The organism is Streptomyces humi (assembly GCF_001005085.2).
Classification (GTDB): Bacteria; Actinomycetota; Actinomycetes; order Streptomycetales; family Streptomycetaceae; genus Streptomyces; species Streptomyces humi.
This window is the reverse complement of record NZ_LBMU02000023.1, coordinates 383,295-404,467: the sequence shown is the minus strand read 5'-3', so window position 1 is coordinate 404,467 and position 21,173 is coordinate 383,295. Positions and strand designations below refer to the sequence as shown.

Below are 21,173 nucleotides of genomic sequence, written 5' to 3'. Positions count from 1 at the left end.
TCGGCACGGTCGCCGTGAAACCCTGACCGGGACACGTGCATCCGCCCGTCGAGGAGGACGTCGTATGCCACCCCTGGTGGACCCCGTGCCCGGCGGGCACCCCGGTGATCTCGCCCGTGCCCACGCCCTGGCCCACGAACTGTCCGCGCAGGGTGTGCGCGGGATCGTGCTGGCCTATGTGGACACCGCGGGGATCTGCCGGGTGAAGACCGTCCCCTGCCGGCAACTGCACTCGGCGGTGGCCCGGGGTGTCGGCATGTCCCCGGTGTTCGACACCTTCCTGGCGAACGACGCGATCGTGCGCACCGACGTCCTCGGCTCACCCGACGGTGACCTGCGCATGTATCCCGACCTGGACCGGCTGGTGGTGCTGGCCGGGCAGCCCGGCTGGGCCTGGGCCCCCGTCGACCGGTTCACCCAGGAGGGCACCCCGCACCCCGGGTGCGGCCGGACCTTCCTGCGCCGGGTCCTCGCCGACGCGCAGCACCGGCACGGCGTCACCTTCCGGGCGGGCGTCGAGATCGAGTGGTCCCTCGGCCGGGCCGCCGCGCCGGCCGACGAGTTCGTGCCGGCGACCTCGGGTCCGGCGTACGGCGCGACCCGGCAGATCGAGCTCGGCGACTACACCGCCGACCTGCTCGCGGCCCTGGAGGCGCAGGAGGTGCCGGTCGCCCAGTTGCACCCCGAGTACGCGCCGGGCCAGTTCGAGCTCTCCACCGACGCGGCGGACCCGGTGGCGGCGGCCGACCGGAGTGTGCTGGTACGGCAGACCGTCCGGGCCGTCTCGCAGCGGCACGGACTGCGCGTCTCCTTCGCGCCGGCCGTCACCGAACGGGGCGTCGGCAACGGCGGCCACCTCCATCTCTCCGTCTGGCGCGACGGGGTCAACCTGCACGCCGGGGGCGATGCCCGGTACGGCATGACGGCCGCCGCGGAGTCGTTCGTGGCCGGTCTGCTGGCGCACCTGCCCGCGCTGACGGCGGTGACCGCACCGAGCCCGGCCAGTTATCTGCGGCTCAGACCCTCCCAGTGGGCGGGGGTGTTCACGGCCTGGGGCCGGGAGACCCGCGAGACCGGGATCCGGGTCGTCACCGGCACCACCGGCCACCAGGGCGAGGACGCCAACCTGGAGATCAAGCCGGTCGACCTGGCCGCCAACCCGTATCTGGCGCTGGGCTGCGCGATCACCGCCGGCCTGGACGGGCTCGGCACGGCGGCCGCGCTGTCCGAGGAGGTCATCGACGACCCGGCGCGGCTGATCCCGGACGAGGCGGTGGCCCGCGGGGTGCGGCGGCTGCCGACCTCGCTGCCGCAGGCCGTGGAGGAGTTCCGCAAGGACGAGGTGCTGCGGGACGCGCTCGGGACGGTCCTCGCGGACGCGGTGATCGCCGTCCGCGAGGGCGAGTCGGGGTCGGTCGCGGGGCTCGACGACGCCGGGGTGGCGGCGGCCTACCGCTGGAAGTACTGATGGCGGGACCGGTGGCGGAAGCCCTCGACGCGCTGCCCCTCGTCGACCACCACTGCCACGGCGCGGTCACCGCCGACCTGACCGAGTCGAAGTTCGCGTCGCTGCTGACCGAGGGCGAGGCCTGGCCCGGCGTGTCGCCGTTCGACAGCCCGGTGGGCATCGCCGTACGACGGCACTGCGCACCGCTGCTCGGTCTGGACCGGCACGCCCCGGCCGCCGAGTACCTGGCGCGCCGGGCGGAGCTGGGCTGGCGGGAGGTCAACCGCCGGTTCCTGACGGCCGCGCACGCGGAGGCGTTCTGCGTGGACACCGGGTACGCACCGCATCCGGTCACCTCCCCCGCCGAACTCGCCGAGGCGGCCGGCGGCACCGCCTACGAGGTGGTGCGGCTGGAGGGCATCGCCGAGGCGGTGGCCGCGCGGGGTGTCGAGGCGGACGAGTACGCGAGCGCCTTCCGGGCGGCGGCCGAGACGGCGGTACGGCGGCCCGGGGTGGTCGCGGTGAAGTCGGTGGCCGCCTACCGCACCGGTTTCGGCCTGAACCCGGCCCGGCCGACGTACGCCGAGGTGACCCGCGCCGCCGCGCTGTGGCTGGCGGAGGGCGGCGGCCGGCTCACCGACCCGGTGCTGATGCGCCATCTGCTGTGGACCGGCGTCGCCCTCGGGGTGCCGCTCCAACTGCACGCGGGTTTCGGGGACTCCGACCTCCGGCTGCACCGCGCGGACCCGGCGCTGCTGACCGACTGGCTGCGGCTGACCACCGGCACGGTCCCGGTGCTGTTGCTGCACTGCTGGCCCTACCAACGCCAGGCCGCCTACCTGGCAACGGTGTTCGAGCACGTGCACCTCGATGTCGGGCTCGCGCTGCACTACGTGGGCGCCCACCGGGCCGGGGCGGTCCTGGCGGAGGCGATGGAGATCACTCCGTTCCGCAAACTGCTGTACAGCTCGGACGCCTATGGTGTGGCCGAGTTCCATCTTCTCGGGGCACTGTCCTTCCGGCGCGGGCTGGCCGGACTGCTCCAGGAGCGGGTGGACGCCGACGAACTGAGCCCGACCGACGCGGTGCGGATCGCCGCCTGGACAGGACGCGACAACGCCCGTCGCCTCTACGGACTTCCCGCATCCGAACCCGGCCGCGACTGAACGCGCGCCCCGCCCGGAAAGTATGATCAAGCAATGTCTGACATGACCGAAACCACGCCCGGTTGGCTGTCCTCCGACGAGCTGGAGATGGCTCGCGCCCGCATGCCGATCCTGTACGTGGAGGCCGTGCCCGTGCGCGTCGACGACAGCGGCGAAGTCACCAGCATCGGGCTGCTGCTCCGCATCGGCCCGGACGGAACGGTCAGCCGGACCCTCGTCTCGGGCCGCGTCCTGCACCACGAGCGGGTCCGCGACGCCCTGCTCCGCCACCTGGAGAAGGACCTCGGCCCGGTCGCGCTGCCCCGGGTGCCGGCCTCGCTCCAGCCGTTCACGGTGGCCGAGTACTTCCCGACCATCGGTGTCACCCCGTACCACGACCCGCGTCAGCACGCGGTGTCGCTGGCCTACATCGTGCCGGTCACCGGTGACTGCCGGCCTCGGCAGGACGCGCTGGACCTGGTGTGGTTCAGCCCGCAGGAGGCCGTGTCCATCGCCGTGCAGGGCGAGATGCCCGGTGGCCACGGGGTACTGCTCAAGCAGGCCCTGGCGCACGTGGGGTTCGTGAGCTAGCCGACCGCGGCCCGTCGGGTCCTGCCTGTCACGACCGGAGTATCGAGGGCGCCGGCTCGGCGGGCCGGGACCAGTGCGGCGGCGTCCGGTCCCCGGAGCCGTTCGGGATGTCCTGTTCGGTCCAGATGCACTTGGCGTCGCTGAGGTAGCGGGCGCCCCAGCGCCGGGACAGCGCGGCCACCAGCTGGAGACCCCGGCCGCCCTCGTCGGTGTAGGTGGCGTGCCGGATGCGCGGGGTGCTCAGGCTCCCGTCGTAGACCTCGCAGGTCAGGATGCGGCTGCGCAGCAGCCGTAGCCGCAGGGGGCCCTTGGCGTGCCGGATCACGTTGCCGACCAGCTCGCTGACCAGGAGTTCGGTGGTCATCGACAGATCGTCCAGGCCCCAGTGGGCGAGCTGGTCGCGGACCAGCTCGCGGGCCTGGCCGGCCGCCCGCGGGTCGTCGGGCAGGCCGAAGGAGGCGACGTCGTCGGCGGCCATGGCATGGGTGTGGGCGATGAGCAGCGCCGCGTCGTCGGTGGTGTGCTCCCGGTCCGGGACCAGCGCCGAGACGACCGTGTCGCACAGCTCCTCCAGCCGCCGGGCGTCCTCCTCCTGGTCGGTACCGGTGCGGCGGGCCGGGCCGGCCGCTGTGGCCGTGGAGAGCACGCGCAGCAGCTCCGTCAGTCCCTGTTCGGCGTCCTGGTCGGCGGATTCGATGAGCCCGTCGGTGCACAGCACGACCAGGCTCCCGTCGGGCAGCGGCAGTTCGTGCGCGGCGAACGGCGGCGTGGCGGCGCCGAGCGGCGGGTCCGGGCTCACCACCGGGCTGTGGACGGTGCCGTCCGGGTACACGAGGACGGGTGGCGGATGACCGGCCAGGGAGTAGCAGCACGTGCGGCCCACCGGGTCGTACACGGCGTACAGACAGGTCGCGTAGAAGTCCTCGCCGAGGTCGCTGACCAGGTCGTTGAGATGGCCCAGCAGTTCGTCCGGGGCCATGTCCAGGTCGGCGAGGGTGCGCACGGCGGTACGCAGCCGGCCCATGGTCGCCGCCTCCGCGATGCCGTGGCCCATCACGTCACCGATCACCATGGCGACCCGGTCGGCCGAGAGCGGGATCACGTCGAACCAGTCACCGCCCACCTGCTCGCCGCGGCCCGCCGGGAGGTAGCGGGCGGCCGCGACGGCGGCGGGCAGCCGCGGGAGCGTGCGGGGCAGCAGGGCGCTCTGGAGTTCCTGGGCCCGGGCGTGTTCCAGGTCGTACAGCCGGGCCCGCTCCAGCGCCTGGCCGACCAGCGCGCTCAACGCGGTCAGCAGGGCGCGGTCCGCCTCGTCGAAGGTGCGCGGCCGGCTGTACGACAGGACCGACACCCCGACCGCCCGACCGGAGGCGACCAGCGGCAGGAACGCCCACGCCATCTTCGGCGAGGTGCCCATCAGGATCCTGTCGGTGACGGCGGGATAGCGCTGGTAGATCTGCGCCGGTGACTCCAGGAACAGCGGCTTGCGGGACCGCAGTACGTCGGTGATGGGCATGCCGGCGTTGAGCGGGCCCTCGAACCTCTTCAGGTAGTCCAGCGGGTACCCGACCTCGCCGACCCTGGTCAGCCGCCCGTTCTCGAACACGGAGACGATCAGCCCCTCGGCTCCGAACGGTGCCAGGACGTGCTCGGCCACGGCCCGCACGACGTCCTGGGCGGTCACGGCCTCAGACAGCGCCGCGGTCAGCTCCACGGTCCGGACCGTCTTCTCGTGTTCCGGGTCGTACTCCCGGTACGGCGGGCCGGCGGGGCGCTCCAGGCGCTCGGTGGCCCAGGCGGCGACCGCGTGCAGGAAGGACCGCTGTACGTCGTCGGGTCCGTCCGGCCCGGACAGCAGGACCGACAGCGCGCCGATCGGCCCGTCGGCCCCGACCAGGGGGACCGCCACCGTGCCGGCGGCGCCGGTGCCGAGGCTGTCCCCGGCCGTCCGGACGAGGACTCCGCGCCGCAGCGCGCAGGACGGCGGCACGTCCTGCTCCTCCCGCAGCTCGCTCCAGGCCCGCGCGGCCCCGGCGGCGACGCCGTCCGCCGCCACCAGCGTCAGCATGCCCGTGCCGGGGTCCCAGCGGTGCAGCAGCGCGCCCCGGCCCCCGACGCTCGCCGTGGCCTGCCGGAGCGCCAGTGCCAGCGCCTTCGCCCGCGTCCTGACGGCCGGGGACAGGTCGGATTCGGCCCCCTCCGGGCGGTTCGGGCACATAACGACAGGTTAACGCCGTGGTCCGGGGAGACGACCGGAGGGAGCCGTGCGGGGTCGAGGGCTATGCGGGGTTCCTGCCCACGAAGAACTCGCGGAACGGGTCCATGCTCGGCTCCAGGCCCGCGTCGACGAGCCCCTTGCGCAGGGCGGTCATCTGCGCGTCGTGGATGCGCTGGGTGGGCTGGCGCAGCGGGCCGCCGTTGTACCCCTGGAGCCAGCCCTGGAACTTCCACGCCTGCCGGTTGAGGAAGGCGCCGCCGTGCAGGGCCGGAGCGAGCCCTCCCTTGATCCTGCGGGCGGGGTGCAGCCGCCAGTAGAGGTCGGCCGCGTCGTCGTACCTGCCCTCGCGCAGCAGGCGGAAGGCGCGCGGGATCATGGGTCCGTAGTACTCGTGGTCGCTGGTGGCGGAGAACCGGAGCGGCATGATCTGGGCGAGCGGGATCAGCTCGCTCTCGACGGGCATGGAGATGACCACCTCGTCGCCGAAGTGCCGGTGGCACTCGATGACGGACTGGATGCCCGGGAAGCCGCCCTCGGCCTTGATCGCGGCGATGTTGGGGCAGTCGTCGATCAGCCGCCGCAGCAGGCGGACGGGGATGTCCGAGGGGTGGACGCGTGGGCTGAACCCCCACAGGTACATGGGGAAGAGCATGACGGCCAGGTTCGTCGCGTCGCAGACCGCCTTGGTGTAGTCGTAGACGTCCTGTTCGGACTCCGGGTAGAAGTTCGGCGGGTAGGACAGGAGGACGAGTTCCGCACCGGCCTCCTCGGCCCCGCGCACCGCGTCGATGTTCTGCTCCAGCGTGCTCCAGCTGGCGTGGTGCGTGAGCAGGAATCCGTCGCCCGCCTCGTCCTTGATGATCCGCAGGAAGTCCAGGTACTCGGGGAGCTGGATGGCGACCTCACTGACGCCGAGGGTGCCCATGAAGCCGTGCTCGATCGCGAGCCGGGTGTCGTGCCGGATCGCCTTCTCGTTGATGTGCCTCAGGTCGCCGGTGAAGGAGGGGATGGTGCAGTTGACGACGCCGACGAGGTGTTCGCGCGCCCATTCGCGGGCTTCGGCGCGGGTGTAACGGGCCATGTCGGTCCTTTCACTTCACGACCGGGTGGACGGTGACCGGCAGTTCGGTGCCGAGGGAGAGTTCCGCGGCCCGCCGGAGGCACATCGCGGCGACCGCGAGGTCCTGGACGGCCGAGCCGACGGACTTGTAGACGACGGTCGCGTCCGGGCCCGAACGCCCCGGCGCCCGCCCGGAGATGACGTCGGCGAGGGAGACCAGCCTGCCGGCGAGGTCGACGCCCGCCTCCTTCGCGGCGATCAGGTCCCCGGTCCCGTACGCCACTTCGTGGACCTCGTCGGCGACGATCAGGTCGGCCCGCTCGACGACCGCGGTGTCCAGCTCCCGCTGTTCGGGCAGCGTGGAACCGATCGAGACGACCGTGGCGCCGGGCGGCGCCGCGGCCAGGGTGGGCCGTTCGTCCCTGGACCGCGCCGCGCACAGCACCAGCCCGGCGCCGTCGACGGCCGCCGCGGCACTGCCGGCGGTGCGCAACGGCAGCTCCAGGTCGGCGAGCCGGTCCACGAACCGGGCGCGGCCGGCCGGATCGGGGCTGAACACGGTGACCGAGGACAGCTCGCGGGTCGCCGCGAGGGCGCGGACGTGGTGCTGTGCCTCGAAGCCGGAGCCGATCACCGCGACCGTCAACGGCCCGGCAGGGGTGAGCGCGTCGACGGCGAGCGCCGAGGTGGCCGCCGTACGGAACCCGGTGACGGCGTTGCCGTCGAGCAACGCGAGCAGTTCGACCGTCTCCTGGTCGAACAGGGGGATCAGGTACGAGGCACGCCGGTTGCGCGGGGCGGCCGCGATCAGCTTGGCGCCCATCGGGGCACCGTCGCCGGGCACCCCGCTGAGGGTGCGCAGCCACCGGCCCTCGGCGCGGGCCATGGCGCGGGGCGGGAAGCGGGACTCGTCCGGGGGCGCGGAGTAGGCCGCGCGCAGGGCGGCGACGGCCTCGGGCCAGCCGAACGCGGCTCGGACGTCGGCGTCGGTGAGAAAGATCGTCACGTGCACTCCGTCGGGATGCGCGAGGAAGGCCGGGAGCACAGGAGCCCGTACAGGATCCAATGTGCTGGACATTGAACATTGGATATTCTGTACAGACAAGGTGTGCCGCTAAGTTGTCCGCAGCGGAAAAGGGAAGAACGAAGGAGCGGGTGGGATATGCCCAGCATCCAGCGGCGCGCCGCTGACCTGGTGTTCGAGCACCTGCAAGAGCGCATCGTGGCCGGCGAGCTGGCCCCCGGGGACCGGCTCGACCCCACCGAGATCGCCGCGAGCCTGGGCCTGAGCCGGACCCCGGTCCGGGAGGCCATCCTCCAGCTGGACAGCGCCGGTCTGGTACGACGACTGCCCTACCGGGGTGTGGTGGTGGCCGAGGTCGACCTGGGGCTCGCCGAGGAGGTGGCCGCGCTGCGCATCCACCTGGAGACGCTGGCCGCCCGGCTCGCCGTGCCGAGGCTGCGGGAGGAGGATCTCGCGGCGATGCGGGAGGCGCACGAGCAGTTGGCCACCGCGCTGGCCGGCGCCCACGCGCAGCGGGACTTCAACGAGCTGAACCGCCGCTTCCACATGGCTCTCTACCGGCGCGCCGGGTCCGCGGTGCTGCTGCGCGAGATCGAGGGCCTGACCGGCCAGGCCGAGCGCATCCGCATCCACTTCGACCTGCGGCACAGCCCGGCCGGGCACCACCACGCGGCCATCCTGGAGGCCTGCGAGCGCCGGGACCCGGAGGCCGCCGCGGCCGCCACCCGTGACCACATCCTCGCGGCGCACCGGATGGTGACGGGCGAGGACCGCCGCATCGATGCGGGCTCGACGCTGGCGGTGGTGCTGGCGACCTCCGGGGTGAGCCTCTAGGCCTTGCGGAGGGCCGCGCGCAGGGCGTCGTCGACGGCGGGCTGCCGGAAGGCGAAGCCCGCCTTCAGCAGTCGGTCAGGGACCGCGCGGCAGCTGCCGGTGATGCCGTCCGCGAACTCGCCGAGGACGGCCCTGAGGGCGAAGGCGGGGACGGCGGCGAGGGTGGGCCGGTGCAGGATCCGGCCCGTCGCCCGGGTGATCTCACGGTTCGTCAGCGGTTCGGGGGCCGTGAAGTTGAGCGGGCCGGCGATGTCGTCGCGGTCGATGGTGTACCGCAGCGCCGCGATGTGGTCGGGCAGTGAGATGAACGGCCAGAACTGGTCGCCGGAGCCGAGCCGGCCGCCGAGCCCGAACCGGAAGAGCGGGAACAGCCTGCCCCAGGCGCCGCCGTCGGCGGAGACCACGAGCCCGGTCCGCGGGTGCACGACCCGGACCCCGGCCGCCTCGGCCGGTGCGGCGGCGGCCTCCCATTCGACGCAGACGGAGGCCAGGAAGTCGCTCCCGGCCGGGTCGGACTCCGTGACGACCCGGTCGCCGGTGTCACCGTAGTACCCGGTGGCCGAGGCGGAGACCAGCACACGGGGCGGCCGGGCGGCCGCGGCGCACGCCTCGGCGATCGTCCGCGTCCCGTCGAGGCGGCTGAGCCGGATCTCCCGCTTGTAGGCCTCGGTCCAGCGCCGGTCGCCGACTCCCGCGCCGGCCAGGTGCACCACGGCGTCGACGCCGTCCAGGACGGCCGGGTCCAGCCGGCTGCCCGGCTCCCAGGGCGCGGAGTCGGTGCCGTCGGCCGGCCGTGGCGCGGCCTTGCCGCGGGTCAGGCGCAGCACACGGTGGCCGTCGGCGAGGAGGGAGCGGGTGAGGGCGGACCCGATGAGTCCGGAGGAGCCGGTGATCGCGACGCGCATGACGTTCTCCGATGAGCGAATGTTTGAGAATTCAAACTCTCGCTCGCCAGCGTACCCCGGCGGGAAGTCCGGGCGGCATAAGGAACCTGGCGGCAGGAGGAACCGGGCGGCATGAAGGACCCGGCGGCAGGAGGAACCGACGCATGCGAAAAAGGGCCCCACAGGCTGCCGCCTGCGAAGACCCTTCGCACCGTCGGGACGACAGGATTTGAACCTGCGACCCCTTGACCCCCAGTCAAGTGCGCTACCAAGCTGCGCCACGTCCCGGTGCCGTTTGACCTGGGATTTCCCCGGTCGAAACGCGCAAGGAAACAATACCGCACTCGGCTCGGTGGTCGCGCACGGCTTTCCGGACGCGGAGCGGCCGCACCTGGTCAGGCCCCGTCCGGCAGGCCCAACTCCGGGTAGGAGTCCAGGAGTCGGGTCGGGGCCGCCTGCCTCCAGGAGTCGGCGAGGATGTCACGCAGCTCGGCCTCGTCCTCGAGCGCGGTCAGCCGGACGCGGACCCAGGCGAACATCGCCTCGTGATCGGCGATCCAGAACTTGTCCGGTTCGGCGAGCACCAGTTCGTCGCGCTCCTCCTTGGGGCAGCGCACCGCGATCGAGGTCTCGTCCTCGGGGAGGGTGGCGAACATCTTCCCTGCGACCCGGAAGGTGGGCATGTTCCAGGCGGTCTTCTCCGCGGTGTCCGGCAGGGACAGGGCGACTCGGCGTACGTCTTCGGCTTCCGGCATGCCACGAACCGTAGCCCCCGGCACTGACAGTCAGCGGGCCGGAGCGTCCACGCGCTTGTAGTAGAGCGTCGTCGGCCGCAGCTCCCCGTACGGGTCGAGCGCGTAGTCGGGGATGATCCCGGCGCGGGTCCAGCCGGCCGTGCGGTAGAGGTGCTCGGCGGGGCTGTCGGTCTCGGTGTCCAGATGGAGCAGGGTGATCCCGGCCTCCACGGCGGCCGCTTCGGCGGCGGCCAGCAGCCCACGGCCGACGCCCCGCCCGCGGGCGTCGCGGTGGACCATCAGCTTGACCAGCTCCGCGCGGTGCCGGCTGTTGGGCTTGTCGGGGAAGGCGAGGCCGACGGTGCCGACCGCCCGGCCCGCGCCGTCCAGGGCCGCCCAGGGCCGCCCACACGGCGAGTTGCCCGGCCGCCACGGCCTCCGCCCTCCCCCGCCACCAGGCGAGGGCCCGGTCCCGGCCGAGGGGCGCGAGGAAGCCGACGGACGCGCCGGCGTTCACCGTGTCGGCCAGCAGCTCGGCCAGTTCCCCGGTCCGCCGGACCAGTTGATCCGCCCCGAGGCGCAGTACCGTCATGGCCGCACCACCGCCAGGACGTACCGCGCCCGCGCCGGTCCGGGGCACCGGAACCGCGTCGGCCCCCACACCCGCATCCGCAGGCAGTCCCCGGCGTCCAGCCGGTGTTCGGTTCCGTCCGCGGTCACGGCGAGGGTCCCGTCGAGCACCCAGAGGTGCTGTTCGAGGCCGGGGACCGGCGGGCGGTCGTAGGAGAGGTCCGCGCCCGCCGCCAGCCGGCCCTCGACGAGTTCACCGCGCAGTCCGCCGTGCGGTGGTGACACGGACCGTCGTACGAAGCCGGCGGCCCGGTCCTCCCACACCTGCTGGTCGGCCGCGCGCAGCACCGGCGCGGGTGCCGCCTCGACCTCGCTGAGCAGCTGGGACATGGTCCGGCCGTAGACGCCGCAGAGCCGGTTGAGCAGGGCGGCCGTGGGGCTGGTCTCGGCGCGTTCGGCCCGGGAGAGCGTCGACTTGCTCAGTCCGCTGCGCTCCGCGAGCTCACCGAGGGACCAGCCGTGCGCGGTGCGCAGCTCGGCCAGGCGCCGGCCGAGGCGGGCGTCGAGACCGCTGCCGGACGGCTCGGGGACGACCGCTTCCTCGTGTTTCATTTACGGGACGCTATCCCGTAAATGAAACACCCGTGTTAAGGAAGGCGAAACACCCGTGTCGATGACGGCTCACGGCCGTGCCGCCTCGCCCAGGGCCTCCAGCACCGGGCGGATCAGCGGATGCCCCTCCGCCCCGCGCCGTACGGCCGCGAAGACCCGACGGGTCGGGGCGTCCCCGTCGACGGGGCGTACGACCACGCCGGTCAGGTCCGTGCCACGGAGCGCGGAGCGGGGCACCAGGGCCACACCCGCGTCTGCCGAGGCCAGCGCCACCACGGCGCGGAAGTCGTCGGAGGAGTGTTCGAGGCGGGGCTGGAAGCCGGCGTTCTCGCAGGCCAGCACGACCACGTCATGACAGGGGTTGCCGGGGTACGGGCCGATCCAGGGGTCCTTGGCCAGTTCCGCGAGGGGGACCTCCGGGGCCTCGGCGAGGCGGTGGTGGAGCGGAACGACCGCGTCGAAGGGCTCGGCGTACAGCGGTACGTGGGTGAGCCGGGGGTCGTCGGCGGGCGGGGCGCCCCGGTACTCGACGGCGACCGCGACGTCGACCTGGCGGTCCAGGACCATGGGGAGGCTGGCGTCGCCCTCGGCGTCCTGGACGCGGATCCGGATGCCGGGGGCGGTCCGGGCGAGGTGGGCCACGGCCGGGGCGACCACCTGTGCGATGCCGGTCGCGAACGCGGCGACGGTGACGGTGCCGGCCTCACCGGAGCCGTAGGCGGCCAGTTCGGCCTCGGCCCGCTCCAGCTGAGCGAGGACCGCGTTGGTGTGGCTGAGCAGGATCTCCCCGGCCGGGGTGAGCCGGACGCCCTTGGCGCCGCGCTCCACCAGACGGTGGCCGGTCTCCTGCTCCAGCGCCGCGAGCTGCTGCGAGACCGCCGACGGGGTGAGGAAGAGCGCGGCGGCAGCCGCCGTCACGGTGCGGTGGTCGGCCACCGCACGGAGGATGTGGAGCCGCCGCGCCTCGATCATGGGGTCGATTATTGCAATATGTCCGCGGTGGTCAGGCCGCCAGTTCCGCGCGGGCCGCGACGAAGGCGTCCACCGCGCGGTCGACGTCCTCCGTCGAGTGGGCCGCGGACAGCTGGACGCGGATCCGGGCCCGGTCCTGCGGGACCACCGGGTACGAGAAACCGATCACGTACACGCCCCGCTCCAGCAGCAGCTCCGCCATCCGCCCGGCCCGCGCCGCGTCCCCGATCATCACGGGGGCGATGGCGTGGTCGCCGGGAAGGATGTCAAAGCCCTCCTCGGTCATCCGGCGGCGGAACAGCGCGGTGTTCTCGGCGAGGCGCACACGCAGGTCGTCGGCCGACTCCAGCAGGTCGAGCACCTTGAGCGAGGCGGCCGCGATCACCGGCGCCAGCGTGTTGGAGAAGAGGTAGGGGCGGGAGCGCTGGCGGAGCAGGGCGACGATCTCGGCACGGGCCGCCACATAGCCGCCGGAGGCACCGCCGAGGGCCTTGCCGAGGGTGCCGGTGACGATGTCGACGCGGTCCATGACGCCGTGCAGCTCGGGGGTGCCGCGGCCGGTCGGGCCGACGAAGCCGACGGCGTGCGAGTCGTCGACCATGACCATCGCGTCGTACCGGTCGGCCAGGTCGCAGATCTCGCGCAGGGGTGCCACGTAGCCGTCCATGGAGAACACGCCGTCGGTGACGACGAGCCTCCGGCGCGCCCCGGCCGCCTCCTTCAACTGCCTTTCCAGGTCGTCGAGATCACGGTTGGCGTAGCGGAGGCGGCGGGCCTTGGAGAGCCGGATGCCGTCGATGATGGAGGCGTGGTTGAGGGCGTCGGAGATCACCGCGTCCTCCTCGCCGAGCAGGGTCTCGAAAACCCCGCCGTTGGCGTCGAAGCAGGAGGAGTAGAGGATCGTGTCCTCCTGACCGAGGAACGCCGACAGCCGCGCCTCCAGCTCCTTGTGGACCTCCTGGGTGCCGCAGATGAAGCGGACCGAGGCCATGCCGTAGCCCCAGCGGTCCAGCGCCTCGTGGGCGGCGGCGACCACCTCGGGATGGTCGGCGAGGCCGAGGTAGTTGTTGGCGCAGAAGTTGAGGACCTCGCCCGGGCGGCCCCCCGCGGTCACCGCGACGGTCGCGGACTGCGGGGTGCCGATCACGCGCTCGGGCTTGTGCAGCCCGGCGGCGCGGATCTCGTCGAGGGTGACGCGCAGGTCGTCGCGTACGGAGTCGAACATGCCAGAAGCTCCTAAGGAATTACGCAGTCCAGTCGAGGATGACCTTGCCGCCGCGGCCGCTCGCCGCGTCGGCGAACGCCGCCTCGAAGTCGCGGTACCCGTACCGGCCGGTGATCACGGGCGCGAGGTCGAGGCCGCCTTCCAGCAGCACCGACATGGCGTACCAGGTCTCGAACATCTCGCGGCCGTAGATGCCCTTGATCGTGATCATCGAGGTGACGATCCGGGCCCAGTCGACGGGGAACTCCCGGGCGGGCAGGCCGAGCACGGCGATCCGGCCGCCGTGCGTCATGTTGGCGATCATGTCCTGCATCGCCTCGGGCCGGCCGGACATCTCCAGGCCCACGTCGAAGCCCTCGCGCAGGCCCAGCTCCCGCTGCCCGTCGGCGATCGAGGCCTGGCCCACGTTCAGCGCCAGGCTCACGCCGATCTTGCGGGCCAGGTCGAGGCGCTCCTCGCTGACGTCGGTGATCATGACGTGGCGGGCGCCCGCGTGCCGGGCCACCGCCGCCGCCATCAGGCCGATCGGTCCGGCGCCGGTGATCAGGACGTCCTCACCGACCAGCGGGAAGGACAGGGCGGTGTGCACGGCGTTGCCGAACGGGTCGAAGATGGCGGCCACGTCGAGGTCGACGGGGACGCGGTGCACCCAGACGTTGCCGGCGGGCAGCGCGACGTACTCGGCGAACGCCCCGTCGCGGCCCACGCCGAGGCCGACCGTGGCGCGGCACAGGTGGCGCCGCCCTGCCTGGCAGTTACGGCACTTGCCGCACACCAGGTGCCCCTCGCCGCTGACCCGGTCGCCGGCCTTGACGTCCACGACGTCCCGCCCGGTCGCCACGACCTCGCCGACGAACTCGTGCCCGACCACCAGGGGGGTGGTGACGGCCTGCTGCGCCCAGCCGTCCCAGGCCCGGATGTGCAGGTCGGTGCCGCAGATGCCGGTCCGCAACACCTTGATCAGTACGTCACCCGGTCCGACCGCGGGCTCCGGCACGTCCGCGAGCCACAGCCCGGGCTCCGCCTTCTCCTTGACCAGCGCCTTCAACGCTACGGCTCCTGTGCGTGAGATCCCGGCCGCGGGCACGCCGAAGCGGCCCGCGACCGGGCATGGGGGGTGGTATCGCACAGCAATCTGCCGTACCCGGGCGCCGGGGTCCATCGAGGTTTTCTTAAGCGCCGCCACAGCTCCGCTTCACGCCCCCCGAACCGCCCGGCGGGGCCCGCCTATTCGAGACGGGAGACCTGGTAGTGGCCGATGTACCACTCCTGCGCCACCCGGGTGACGACGACGGAGAGCTTCACGTCCCGCGGCGGCCGGTCCGCGAAGGAGAACTCGACGGCCAGATAGCCGAGGACCACATCCTCGGCGAGCCGCCGGGTCTCCAGGATCCGGTACGCCGCCTTCATGCCGAGCGGCTGGGCGTCGTAGTACGCGGCTACACCCTGGCGCCCGACCGTGTAGGGGTGCAGTCCCTGGAAGACGGCGTCCTCGGTGAAGAGCGCGGCGACGTCCTCCGGGCGGTGCGCGTCGACGCCCGCCTTCCAGCGGTCCACCACCCCGCTCAGGATCGCCGTGTCGTCGGCCGTGGTGATCATGTCCACTCCTCGCTCCTGGATCTGACGCGCGCTCAGTGACCGGCGCTCATACCACCGTCGACATGCAGGATCTCGCCGGTGACGAACGGCGCGGTCTCCAGGAAGAGCACCGCGTCGACGATGTCGCTCACTTCCCCCATCCGGCCGACCGGGTGCAGGGCGGCGAGGAACTCGTGGGTCTCCGCCGCGTGCATGGGGGTCTTGATGGTGCCGGGCGAGACGGCGTTGACGCGGATGCCACGGGTGGCGTACTCGATCGCCAGGGACTTGGTCGCGGACTGGATGCCGCCCTTGGTCAGCGAGGCGAGGACGGAGGGCACCCGGGCGTCCGCGCTGTCGACCAGGCTGGTCGTGACGCTCACGATGTGTCCGCCGCCCTGGGCGAGCAGGTGCGGGATCGCCTGCTGGGTGAGGTGGAAGAAGCCGTCCACGTTGATGCCGGTGACGGTGGCGTAGTCCTCGGCCGTGTAGTCGGTGAAGGGCTTCGCGACGAAGACGCCCGCGTTGTTGACCACGGTGTCGACGCGGCCGAACCGCTCCACCGCGGCGGCCACGACCCGCTCGGCGGTCGCCGGGTCGGCGATGTCGCCCTGGACGGCCAGGACGTCCGCGTCGCCGCTCGGGGTGATCGAGCGCGAGGTGGCGACGACGGCGTGACCGAGCTTGCGGTAGCCCTCGACCAGGGCCGCGCCGATGCCCTGGGAAGCGCCGGTGACGATGGCGACCTTCTGCTGCGATGTGCTCATGATGACCTTCTCCATGATCGTGGACCGGCTACTAGCCGACCGGTCGACTATTTGGAACGTAGGCCGGGTGGACCGGGGACGCCAGGATCAGTTTCCTCCCGGTTGGGAGGCACGGCCTCCCAGCGCAGCTCAGCGCGGAGAGGGGTACGGGTCGTCGGCGGGCAGCCAGGCGTCCGCGGCGTGGATCCCGAGGTCGGCGACGCCGTCGCACAGGGCGTCGACGGCCGCCAGGACACCGGGCCTGTCCTCGCTCTCGCGCCACACCAGGGACCAGGTCCAGTACACCTTCGGCCCGACGATCTCGCGACGGACCAGGTCCGGCGGCAGCGCGGTGGCCTGCCCCTTCGGCGAGTTGAGGACGGGACGGGTGCAGCGGCGGACGTGGTCGAAGAAGGCGGGCCCGGTGATCGCGCCGTCGGAGATGCGGACGGCACGGGCGCCGACGGCCCCGGTCAGTTCCTCGGCGTACCCGTTCCACGAGGCCCAGGAGGTGATGTCGTCGTCGATGAGGACGTCGGTGTCCCGAGCCCGTACGTCCCCGGTGTCGGTGCCCTTGGCCACGGCGTAGAGCCGGTCGGCGCCGATCAGCCGGGCCCGCAGCCCGAGCCGCTTCAGGTCCTCGGTGCGGACCCAGCAGACGGCGAGGTCCAGGCTGCCGTCGGCGACCCGGGCGGCCTGGGTGTGGGAGGGGGCGACCCAGGCGTCCACATGCACCCGGACCACCGCGGCCGTACGCGAAGTCAGGTCCGGCGGAAGCCAGTTGACGTAGCCGAGCCGGACGGACTGGGACCCCGAGAGCCGGCCGGCCCGGCGCTGGAGGTCGTCGGCCCGCTCCAGCAGGGCCCGGGTGTGCGGGAGCAGGTCGGCGCCGGCCGGGGTGAGGGAGACCGAACGGCGGTCCCGGTCGAACAGCCGGACACCCAGGTCACGTTCGAGTGCCTTGATCTGCTGGGAGAGCGAGGGCCCGGCGATGAGCAGCCGCTCGGCGGCCCGGCCGAAGTTCAGCTCCTCGGCGACCGCGACGAAGTAACGCAGCTGACGCAGTTCCACGCGCGTCATGCTACGCGCGCTGGGAGACAGCGCCTCCCAGCAGCGAGGCAGCCGGTCGTGGCCACGCCGCCGGTACCGGGCGCACGATGAGGTCACCGCCCAAGAACGACGAAGAACGCCTACGAACGCCTACGAACGCCTGTGAACACCGTAGAACGCTGAAGGGCGGCGAGAAACGGCGAACCGCCGGCGCCGGATGCCGGAGTGGCGTCGCCCCAGAGACGGCCTGAGACGACGACTGACGACGAGAGACAGGGAGCGTTCCGTGCGCGAGATCCTGGCGCCCAGGCGCCCCGGGCGGGGCCGAGGCCTTGCGGTGGGCGCCCCCGCTCCCCGCGTCCATGTGGTCCGGGCCGCGGCCGCGCTCGCCGCGGGCATGGGGGTCGGCCGTTTCGTCTACACCCCGATCCTGCCCCTGATGCACGCTCAGGCGGGGCTCTCCGCCGGCGCCGGGGCGAACCTCGCGACGGCCAACTACGTCGGATACCTCCTCGGCGCGCTGGCCGGCACCCTGGCCCCCGCGCTGGTCAGGTCACGTGCCGCACTGCGCGGCGCCCTGGTCCTGCTGACGGCCACCCTCGCCGCGATGCCCGTCACCCGCGGCACGGCGGTGTGGGAGGTGCTGCGGCTGCTGGCCGGGGCGGCCAGCGCCCTGGTCTTCGTCATCGCCGTGGCCTCGCTCCTGCATCACCTGCGGGACCACCCGCCGCATCTGCCGGGGTGGGCCTTCGGGGGTGTGGGTGCCGGGATCGCGCTGTCCGGCCTGCTGGTCCTGGCCCTGCGGACGGTCGCCGACTGGCGGGCCGCCTGGTGGGCCGCCGCCGCGCTCGCCGCGGTACTGACCGCGGTCTCCTGGAACCTGCGGCCCGAGGAAGCGCCGGCCGCGGCGGTCGCCGGTGACCGGCCGCGGGTCCGCGTCCGTCGCTGGTTCGGCGCGCTGTTCGTCAGTTACTTCCTGGAGGGCGTCGGCTACATCGTCGCGGGGACCTTCCTCGTCGCGGCGATCGGACAGGGCTCCCCCGGCTGGGCCGGCACCGGTGCCTGGATCGTGGTGGGGCTGGCCGCCGTGCCGTCGTCGGCGCTGTGGGCCCGGCTGGGGCGCCGGTGGTCCCGTCCCGGCCTGCTGCTGACCGCGCTGGCGGTGCAGGCGGTCGGCATCGCCCTGCCCGCGCTGACCGGGAGCACGGCCGCCGCCCTCGGCTCGGCGGCACTGTTCGGCGCCACTTTCCTGGGGGTCAGCACCCTGGCTCTGGCCACCGGGGCGCAGCTGCGGTTCCCCCGCTCCGTCGCCCTGCTGACCGCCGGGTACTCCGTCGGTCAGATCCTCGGCCCGCTGGCCGTCGCCCCGCTGCTGCGCCACGGCTACCACCAGGCCCTGCTCCTGGCCGCCCTGGTGGTCCTCACCTCGGCCGCCTCCGCCGCCGTCCTGCGCATCGGCTTCCCGCACGACGCGGGCGGACAGCAGGTGGGCGGACTGCACGTGGCAGGCGGGGCGCATGTGGGCCCGGGGCACGTGGTGGGCGGGGCGCATGTGGGCCCAGAGCACATGGCAGGCGGGGAGGACGTGGGCCGGGAGCCTGTGGTGGGCGGGGAGGACGTGGGCCGGGAGCCTGTGGTGGGCGGGTGAGACGTGAGTGGGGGCGACGTGATGCCGGTACGGCCGTGGTGGCCCCGGTCGGCCCTGGTCACAGGTCCCAGGCCTCGGCAACGCAGGCGCAGGGCTCGGTCACGCGTCCCCGGACCGTGGTCACGTGCCCTTAGGCCGCTGTCGCGCCGAGCAGGGCCCGGCAGTTCTGCCACAGCGGGCTCAGCCGGTCGGTGCTGTTGTACAGCTTGGCGAACATCACCTGGCCCTCCAGCTGGGCCACCACCGCCCGCGCCGCCTCCCGGGTGTCGGTCACGCCCACCTCGCCGCGCGCGCGGGCCTCGGCCACGACGGACTCCACCATGTCGACCTGGGTTTCGAAGATCTCCTGCAACCGTCCGCGGACCGCCTCGGTCTGGTTGCTCAGTTCCAGGGTGAGGTTCCCGAACAGGCAGCCCGCCACGGTGCCGCAGTCCCGCTGCGCGGCGCGCTGGCCGGCCTCCGTCTCCTCGAACAGCCGCCGCAGCCGCCGCAGCGGCTCCCCGTCACCGGTCAGGACCCGGGTCCAGTCGCGTTTCTGCGCCGCCCAGTGCTCGTCCACGACCGCGAGCGCGAGGGCTTCCTTGGACTCGAAGAAGTAGTAGAAGCTCCCCTTCGGCACCCCGGCCGCCTTGCAGATCTCGGCCACCCCGAGCGCCGCGTACCCGCGCCCCTCGATCAGCGACCGGGCGGCGTCGAGGATCTTCCCCTTGGCGTCACTGGTACGTCCCATGGGGCCAGCGTACGGAAGTACTAGACCGGTCGGCTAGTGCGGAGGTCCGTTCCCGTCGTCACAGCAGCGGGAACCCGTCGGCCTCGCGCCGTTCCAGGCGGGCCACCAGCTCCGCCGCCGACGCCTTGATGGTCTCCAGACCGGGCCGGCCCCAGGGGCGGGGCTCCACGTCGACCACGCACACCGTGCCGAGCGCCGTCCCCGTGCTGTCGATGAGCGGGGCGCCCAGGTAGGAGCGGATGCCGAACTCGTCGACGACCGGGTTGCCCGCGAACCGCGGGTAGTCGCAGACGTCCTCCAGGACCAGTGCCTTGCGCCGGACCACCACATGGGGGCAGAAGCCATGGTCCCGGGCCAGTTCCCGGCCGAGTACAGGGGTGCTGCCGTCCGGCTTCACCACGGGCGGCGCCAGGGTCGGCAGGTGCAGGCCGGCGAAGAACTGCCGGTTCTGGTCGATGAAGTTGACCATGGCGTACGGCGCTCCGGTGACCTCCGCGAGCCGGTCCGCGTAGATGTCGAGCTCGGGGTCGGGGCGTCCGCCCAGGCGCAGTTGGCCGAGGCGCCGGGTGCGCTCGGGTGCCTCTCTGTCCTCCGGGGTGAGCAGCAGGCGACCGGCCGGGCGCGACGGGTCGTACCTCATGCGCGGGCTCCGTCGCTGTGGACGTGGGTCATATAGGGGCTCCGTGAGGAATGTGCGGGCTTCACCTGTGGGCGCCGTGGCTCGGCGCGGAGACCGGGGCGTGGGCGATGAGGTGACGGACGAGGGTGAGCAGGGTCTGGACGCCGGAGCTGGAGATCCGGGCGTCGCAGCGGACGACGGGGACCTCCGGGTCGAGGTCGATGGCGGCCCGTACCTCCTCGGGGTCGTAGCGGTAGGAGCCGTCGAACTCGTTGACGGCGACGATGAAGCCGAGGCCGCGTTCCTCGAAGAAGTCGACGGCCGCGAAGCAGTCCTCCAGCCGGCGGGTGTCGGCGAGGATGACCGCGCCGAGCGCGCCCTCGGACAGCTCGTCCCACATGAACCAGAACCGCTCCTGTCCGGGCGTGCCGAAGAGGTAGAGCACGTGTTCCGGGTCCAGGGTGATGCGGCCGAAGTCCATGGCCACGGTCGTCTCGACCTTGTTCTCGATGCCGTCGAGGTTGTCGGTCGCGGCGCTCACCGTGGTGAGGAGCTCCTCCGTGGACAGCGGCGCGATCTCGCTGACCGCGCCCACGAAGGTCGTCTTGCCGGCCCCGAACCCACCGGCCACCAGGATTTTCAGCGCCGTGGGGAAGGGGTCAGAGCTGTCGTCGTAGTCCATCGAGCACTGCCTCCAGGAGGGACCGGTCAGTGGGGTTGTGGTGGAAGGCGGGGGGTTTGGCGGTGAGCGCCCCGCAGTCGACGAGGTCGGAGAGCAGCACCTTGGTGACCACGGCGGGCAGCTTGAGGTGCGCGGCGATCTCGGCGACCGAGAGAGGCCCGCGGCACAGGTCGAGCGCCTGTGCGTGCTCGGGGCCGAGGTAGCCGAGGGGCGTGGAGCCCGTGGCCATCACCTGCGACATGAGGTCGAGGGCGATGCTGGGCTCGGTGCGGCCGTTGCTGACCGTGAACGGGCGCACGAGGCGTCCGGCCGCGTCGTCGAGCCACGGCCCGTCGCCGGCTGCCGCCACCCTCAAGGCCTCATCGCCGTGGGTTCGACGGCGTGCTGCCGGGGCGCGGTGACGAGGTACGGGCGCACGCTCTTCACCAGCATCGCCATCTCGTAGCCGAGGACGGCGGCGTCGGCCTCCCGGCCGGCCAGGACGGCGAGGCAGGTGCCGGAGCCGGCGGTGGTGACGAACAGCAGCGTCGAGTCGAGTTCGACGACGACCTGCCGGACGTCCCCGCCGTCACCGAAGCGGACGCCGGCGCTGCGGCCGAGCGAGTACAGGCCGGAGGCGAGCGCCGCCATGTGGTCGGCGCTGTCGGGGTCGAGGCCGTGGACGGACTTCACCAGTCCGTCGCAGGACAGCAGTACGGCGCTCGTGGTGTGCGGTACGCGCTGCACGAGGCCGCTCATCAGCCAGTCGAGGTCGGATACCTGGGCGGTCGGCGCATCGCTCGCCATGGTGGATCGACTCCTTGG

Annotated in this window: 22 protein-coding genes, 1 tRNA gene and 1 pseudogene; 5 read left to right on the top strand and 19 right to left on the bottom strand. The window is 72.9% G+C overall.

Features of this window, described 5'->3' with window-relative positions:
* Window positions 1-64 precede the first annotated feature (64 nt).
* The 3 genes from AAW13_RS10885 to AAW13_RS10875 are packed head-to-tail and all read left to right on the top strand — an operon-like array spanning window position 65 to window position 3,183.
* The gene (locus tag AAW13_RS10885; protein ID WP_046728124.1) at window positions 65-1,468 is read left to right on the top strand and encodes a type I glutamate--ammonia ligase; all 1,404 of its coding nucleotides are present in this window, start codon (window positions 65-67) and stop codon (window positions 1,466-1,468) included.
* Window positions 1,468-2,613: an amidohydrolase family protein gene (locus AAW13_RS10880; protein WP_046728123.1), complete on the top strand. Its 1,146-nt coding sequence runs from the start codon at window positions 1,468-1,470 to the stop codon at window positions 2,611-2,613. Before AAW13_RS10885 ends, AAW13_RS10880 begins: the two co-directional genes overlap by 1 nt.
* Before the next feature lie 42 nt (window positions 2,614-2,655).
* Window positions 2,656-3,183 carry an NUDIX hydrolase family protein gene (locus tag AAW13_RS10875; RefSeq protein WP_046728122.1) on the top strand — a complete coding sequence of 176 codons (528 nt, stop codon included), beginning with the start codon at window positions 2,656-2,658 and terminating at the stop codon, window positions 3,181-3,183.
* 28 nt (window positions 3,184-3,211) lie between these two features.
* Here the strand turns inward: AAW13_RS10875 and AAW13_RS10870 are convergent, their stop codons facing one another.
* The 3 genes from AAW13_RS10870 to AAW13_RS10860 all read right to left on the bottom strand — a co-directional run bounded on the left by AAW13_RS10870 (window position 3,212) and on the right by AAW13_RS10860 (window position 7,467).
* Complete coding sequence (locus AAW13_RS10870; protein WP_079178771.1) at window positions 3,212-5,401, bottom strand: ATP-binding SpoIIE family protein phosphatase; 2,190 nt, start codon at window positions 5,399-5,401, stop codon at window positions 3,212-3,214.
* A 61-nt stretch (window positions 5,402-5,462) separates the two neighbouring features.
* Window positions 5,463-6,482, bottom strand: a complete 1,020-nt coding sequence (locus tag AAW13_RS10865) for a dihydrodipicolinate synthase family protein (protein WP_046728121.1) — start codon at window positions 6,480-6,482, stop codon at window positions 5,463-5,465.
* A gap of 10 nt (window positions 6,483-6,492) precedes the next feature.
* Window positions 6,493-7,467 (bottom strand): ornithine cyclodeaminase family protein, encoded by a 975-nt coding sequence (locus AAW13_RS10860; RefSeq protein WP_046728217.1) that lies wholly within the window; start codon window positions 7,465-7,467, stop codon window positions 6,493-6,495.
* A gap of 156 nt (window positions 7,468-7,623) precedes the next feature.
* On the opposite strand from AAW13_RS10860, the gene AAW13_RS10855 reads away from it, so the two are divergent.
* Window positions 7,624-8,319 (top strand): GntR family transcriptional regulator, encoded by a 696-nt coding sequence (locus AAW13_RS10855; protein ID WP_046728120.1) that lies wholly within the window; start codon window positions 7,624-7,626, stop codon window positions 8,317-8,319.
* On the opposite strand, the gene AAW13_RS10850 is transcribed toward AAW13_RS10855, so the two are convergent.
* From AAW13_RS10850 to AAW13_RS10800, 11 genes and pseudogenes are all read right to left on the bottom strand, one after another.
* Window positions 8,316-9,224 carry a TIGR01777 family oxidoreductase gene (locus AAW13_RS10850; RefSeq protein WP_046728119.1) on the bottom strand — a complete coding sequence of 303 codons (909 nt, stop codon included), beginning with the start codon at window positions 9,222-9,224 and terminating at the stop codon, window positions 8,316-8,318. The two genes, AAW13_RS10855 and AAW13_RS10850, sit on opposite strands and share 4 nt — an antisense overlap.
* 193 nt (window positions 9,225-9,417) lie before the next feature.
* Window positions 9,418-9,491, bottom strand: a tRNA-Pro gene (locus AAW13_RS10845).
* A gap of 107 nt (window positions 9,492-9,598) precedes the next feature.
* On the bottom strand, window positions 9,599-9,958 hold the full coding sequence (locus AAW13_RS10840; RefSeq protein ID WP_046728118.1) for an MmcQ/YjbR family DNA-binding protein: 360 nt from the start codon (window positions 9,956-9,958) through the stop codon (window positions 9,599-9,601).
* Between the two features lie 30 nt (window positions 9,959-9,988).
* Window positions 9,989-10,529: pseudogene (locus tag AAW13_RS10835) on the bottom strand (N-acetyltransferase family protein).
* The gene (locus AAW13_RS10830) at window positions 10,526-11,119 is read right to left on the bottom strand and encodes a helix-turn-helix domain-containing protein (RefSeq protein WP_046728117.1); all 594 of its coding nucleotides are present in this window, start codon (window positions 11,117-11,119) and stop codon (window positions 10,526-10,528) included. Before AAW13_RS10830 ends, AAW13_RS10835 begins: the two are co-directional and overlap by 4 nt.
* A gap of 69 nt (window positions 11,120-11,188) precedes the next feature.
* Window positions 11,189-12,091, bottom strand: a complete 903-nt coding sequence (locus AAW13_RS10825) for a LysR family transcriptional regulator (protein ID WP_046728116.1) — start codon at window positions 12,089-12,091, stop codon at window positions 11,189-11,191.
* Between the two features lie 31 nt (window positions 12,092-12,122).
* Window positions 12,123-13,316 carry a glycine C-acetyltransferase gene (locus tag AAW13_RS10820; protein WP_046728115.1) on the bottom strand — a complete coding sequence of 398 codons (1,194 nt, stop codon included), beginning with the start codon at window positions 13,314-13,316 and terminating at the stop codon, window positions 12,123-12,125.
* A gap of 19 nt (window positions 13,317-13,335) precedes the next feature.
* The gene (tdh, locus tag AAW13_RS10815) at window positions 13,336-14,364 is read right to left on the bottom strand and encodes an L-threonine 3-dehydrogenase (protein ID WP_046728114.1); all 1,029 of its coding nucleotides are present in this window, start codon (window positions 14,362-14,364) and stop codon (window positions 13,336-13,338) included.
* A 179-nt stretch (window positions 14,365-14,543) separates the two neighbouring features.
* Window positions 14,544-14,915, bottom strand: coding sequence for a nuclear transport factor 2 family protein (locus AAW13_RS10810; protein WP_046728216.1), 372 nt, complete (start codon window positions 14,913-14,915; stop codon window positions 14,544-14,546).
* Between the two features lie 32 nt (window positions 14,916-14,947).
* A complete protein-coding gene (locus tag AAW13_RS10805) occupies window positions 14,948-15,661 on the bottom strand; it encodes an SDR family NAD(P)-dependent oxidoreductase (RefSeq protein WP_046728215.1) in 714 nt (237 codons plus the stop codon).
* A 129-nt stretch (window positions 15,662-15,790) separates the two neighbouring features.
* Window positions 15,791-16,720, bottom strand: a complete 930-nt coding sequence (locus AAW13_RS10800; RefSeq protein WP_046728113.1) for a LysR family transcriptional regulator — start codon at window positions 16,718-16,720, stop codon at window positions 15,791-15,793.
* 367 nt (window positions 16,721-17,087) lie between these two features.
* Here AAW13_RS10800 and AAW13_RS10795 point away from each other — a divergent pair, with 367 nt between their 5' ends.
* On the top strand, window positions 17,088-18,338 hold the full coding sequence (locus AAW13_RS10795) for a YbfB/YjiJ family MFS transporter (RefSeq protein ID WP_079178774.1): 1,251 nt from the start codon (window positions 17,088-17,090) through the stop codon (window positions 18,336-18,338).
* A gap of 130 nt (window positions 18,339-18,468) precedes the next feature.
* On the opposite strand, the gene AAW13_RS10790 is transcribed toward AAW13_RS10795, so the two are convergent.
* The 5 genes from AAW13_RS10790 to AAW13_RS10770 form a co-directional block, all read right to left on the bottom strand.
* A complete protein-coding gene (locus AAW13_RS10790) occupies window positions 18,469-19,068 on the bottom strand; it encodes a TetR/AcrR family transcriptional regulator (RefSeq protein ID WP_046728112.1) in 600 nt (199 codons plus the stop codon).
* 58 nt (window positions 19,069-19,126) lie between these two features.
* On the bottom strand, window positions 19,127-19,708 hold the full coding sequence (locus AAW13_RS10785; RefSeq protein WP_046728111.1) for a GAF domain-containing protein: 582 nt from the start codon (window positions 19,706-19,708) through the stop codon (window positions 19,127-19,129).
* 61 nt (window positions 19,709-19,769) lie between these two features.
* On the bottom strand, window positions 19,770-20,369 hold the full coding sequence (locus AAW13_RS10780; RefSeq protein ID WP_046728110.1) for a GTP-binding protein: 600 nt from the start codon (window positions 20,367-20,369) through the stop codon (window positions 19,770-19,772).
* Complete coding sequence (locus tag AAW13_RS10775) at window positions 20,347-20,718, bottom strand: DUF742 domain-containing protein (protein ID WP_046728109.1); 372 nt, start codon at window positions 20,716-20,718, stop codon at window positions 20,347-20,349. The genes AAW13_RS10780 and AAW13_RS10775 overlap by 23 nt, the downstream gene beginning before the upstream one ends.
* 2 nt (window positions 20,719-20,720) lie before the next feature.
* Window positions 20,721-21,155: a roadblock/LC7 domain-containing protein gene (locus AAW13_RS10770; protein ID WP_046728213.1), complete on the bottom strand. Its 435-nt coding sequence runs from the start codon at window positions 21,153-21,155 to the stop codon at window positions 20,721-20,723.
* Window positions 21,156-21,173: the final 18 nt, after the last annotated feature.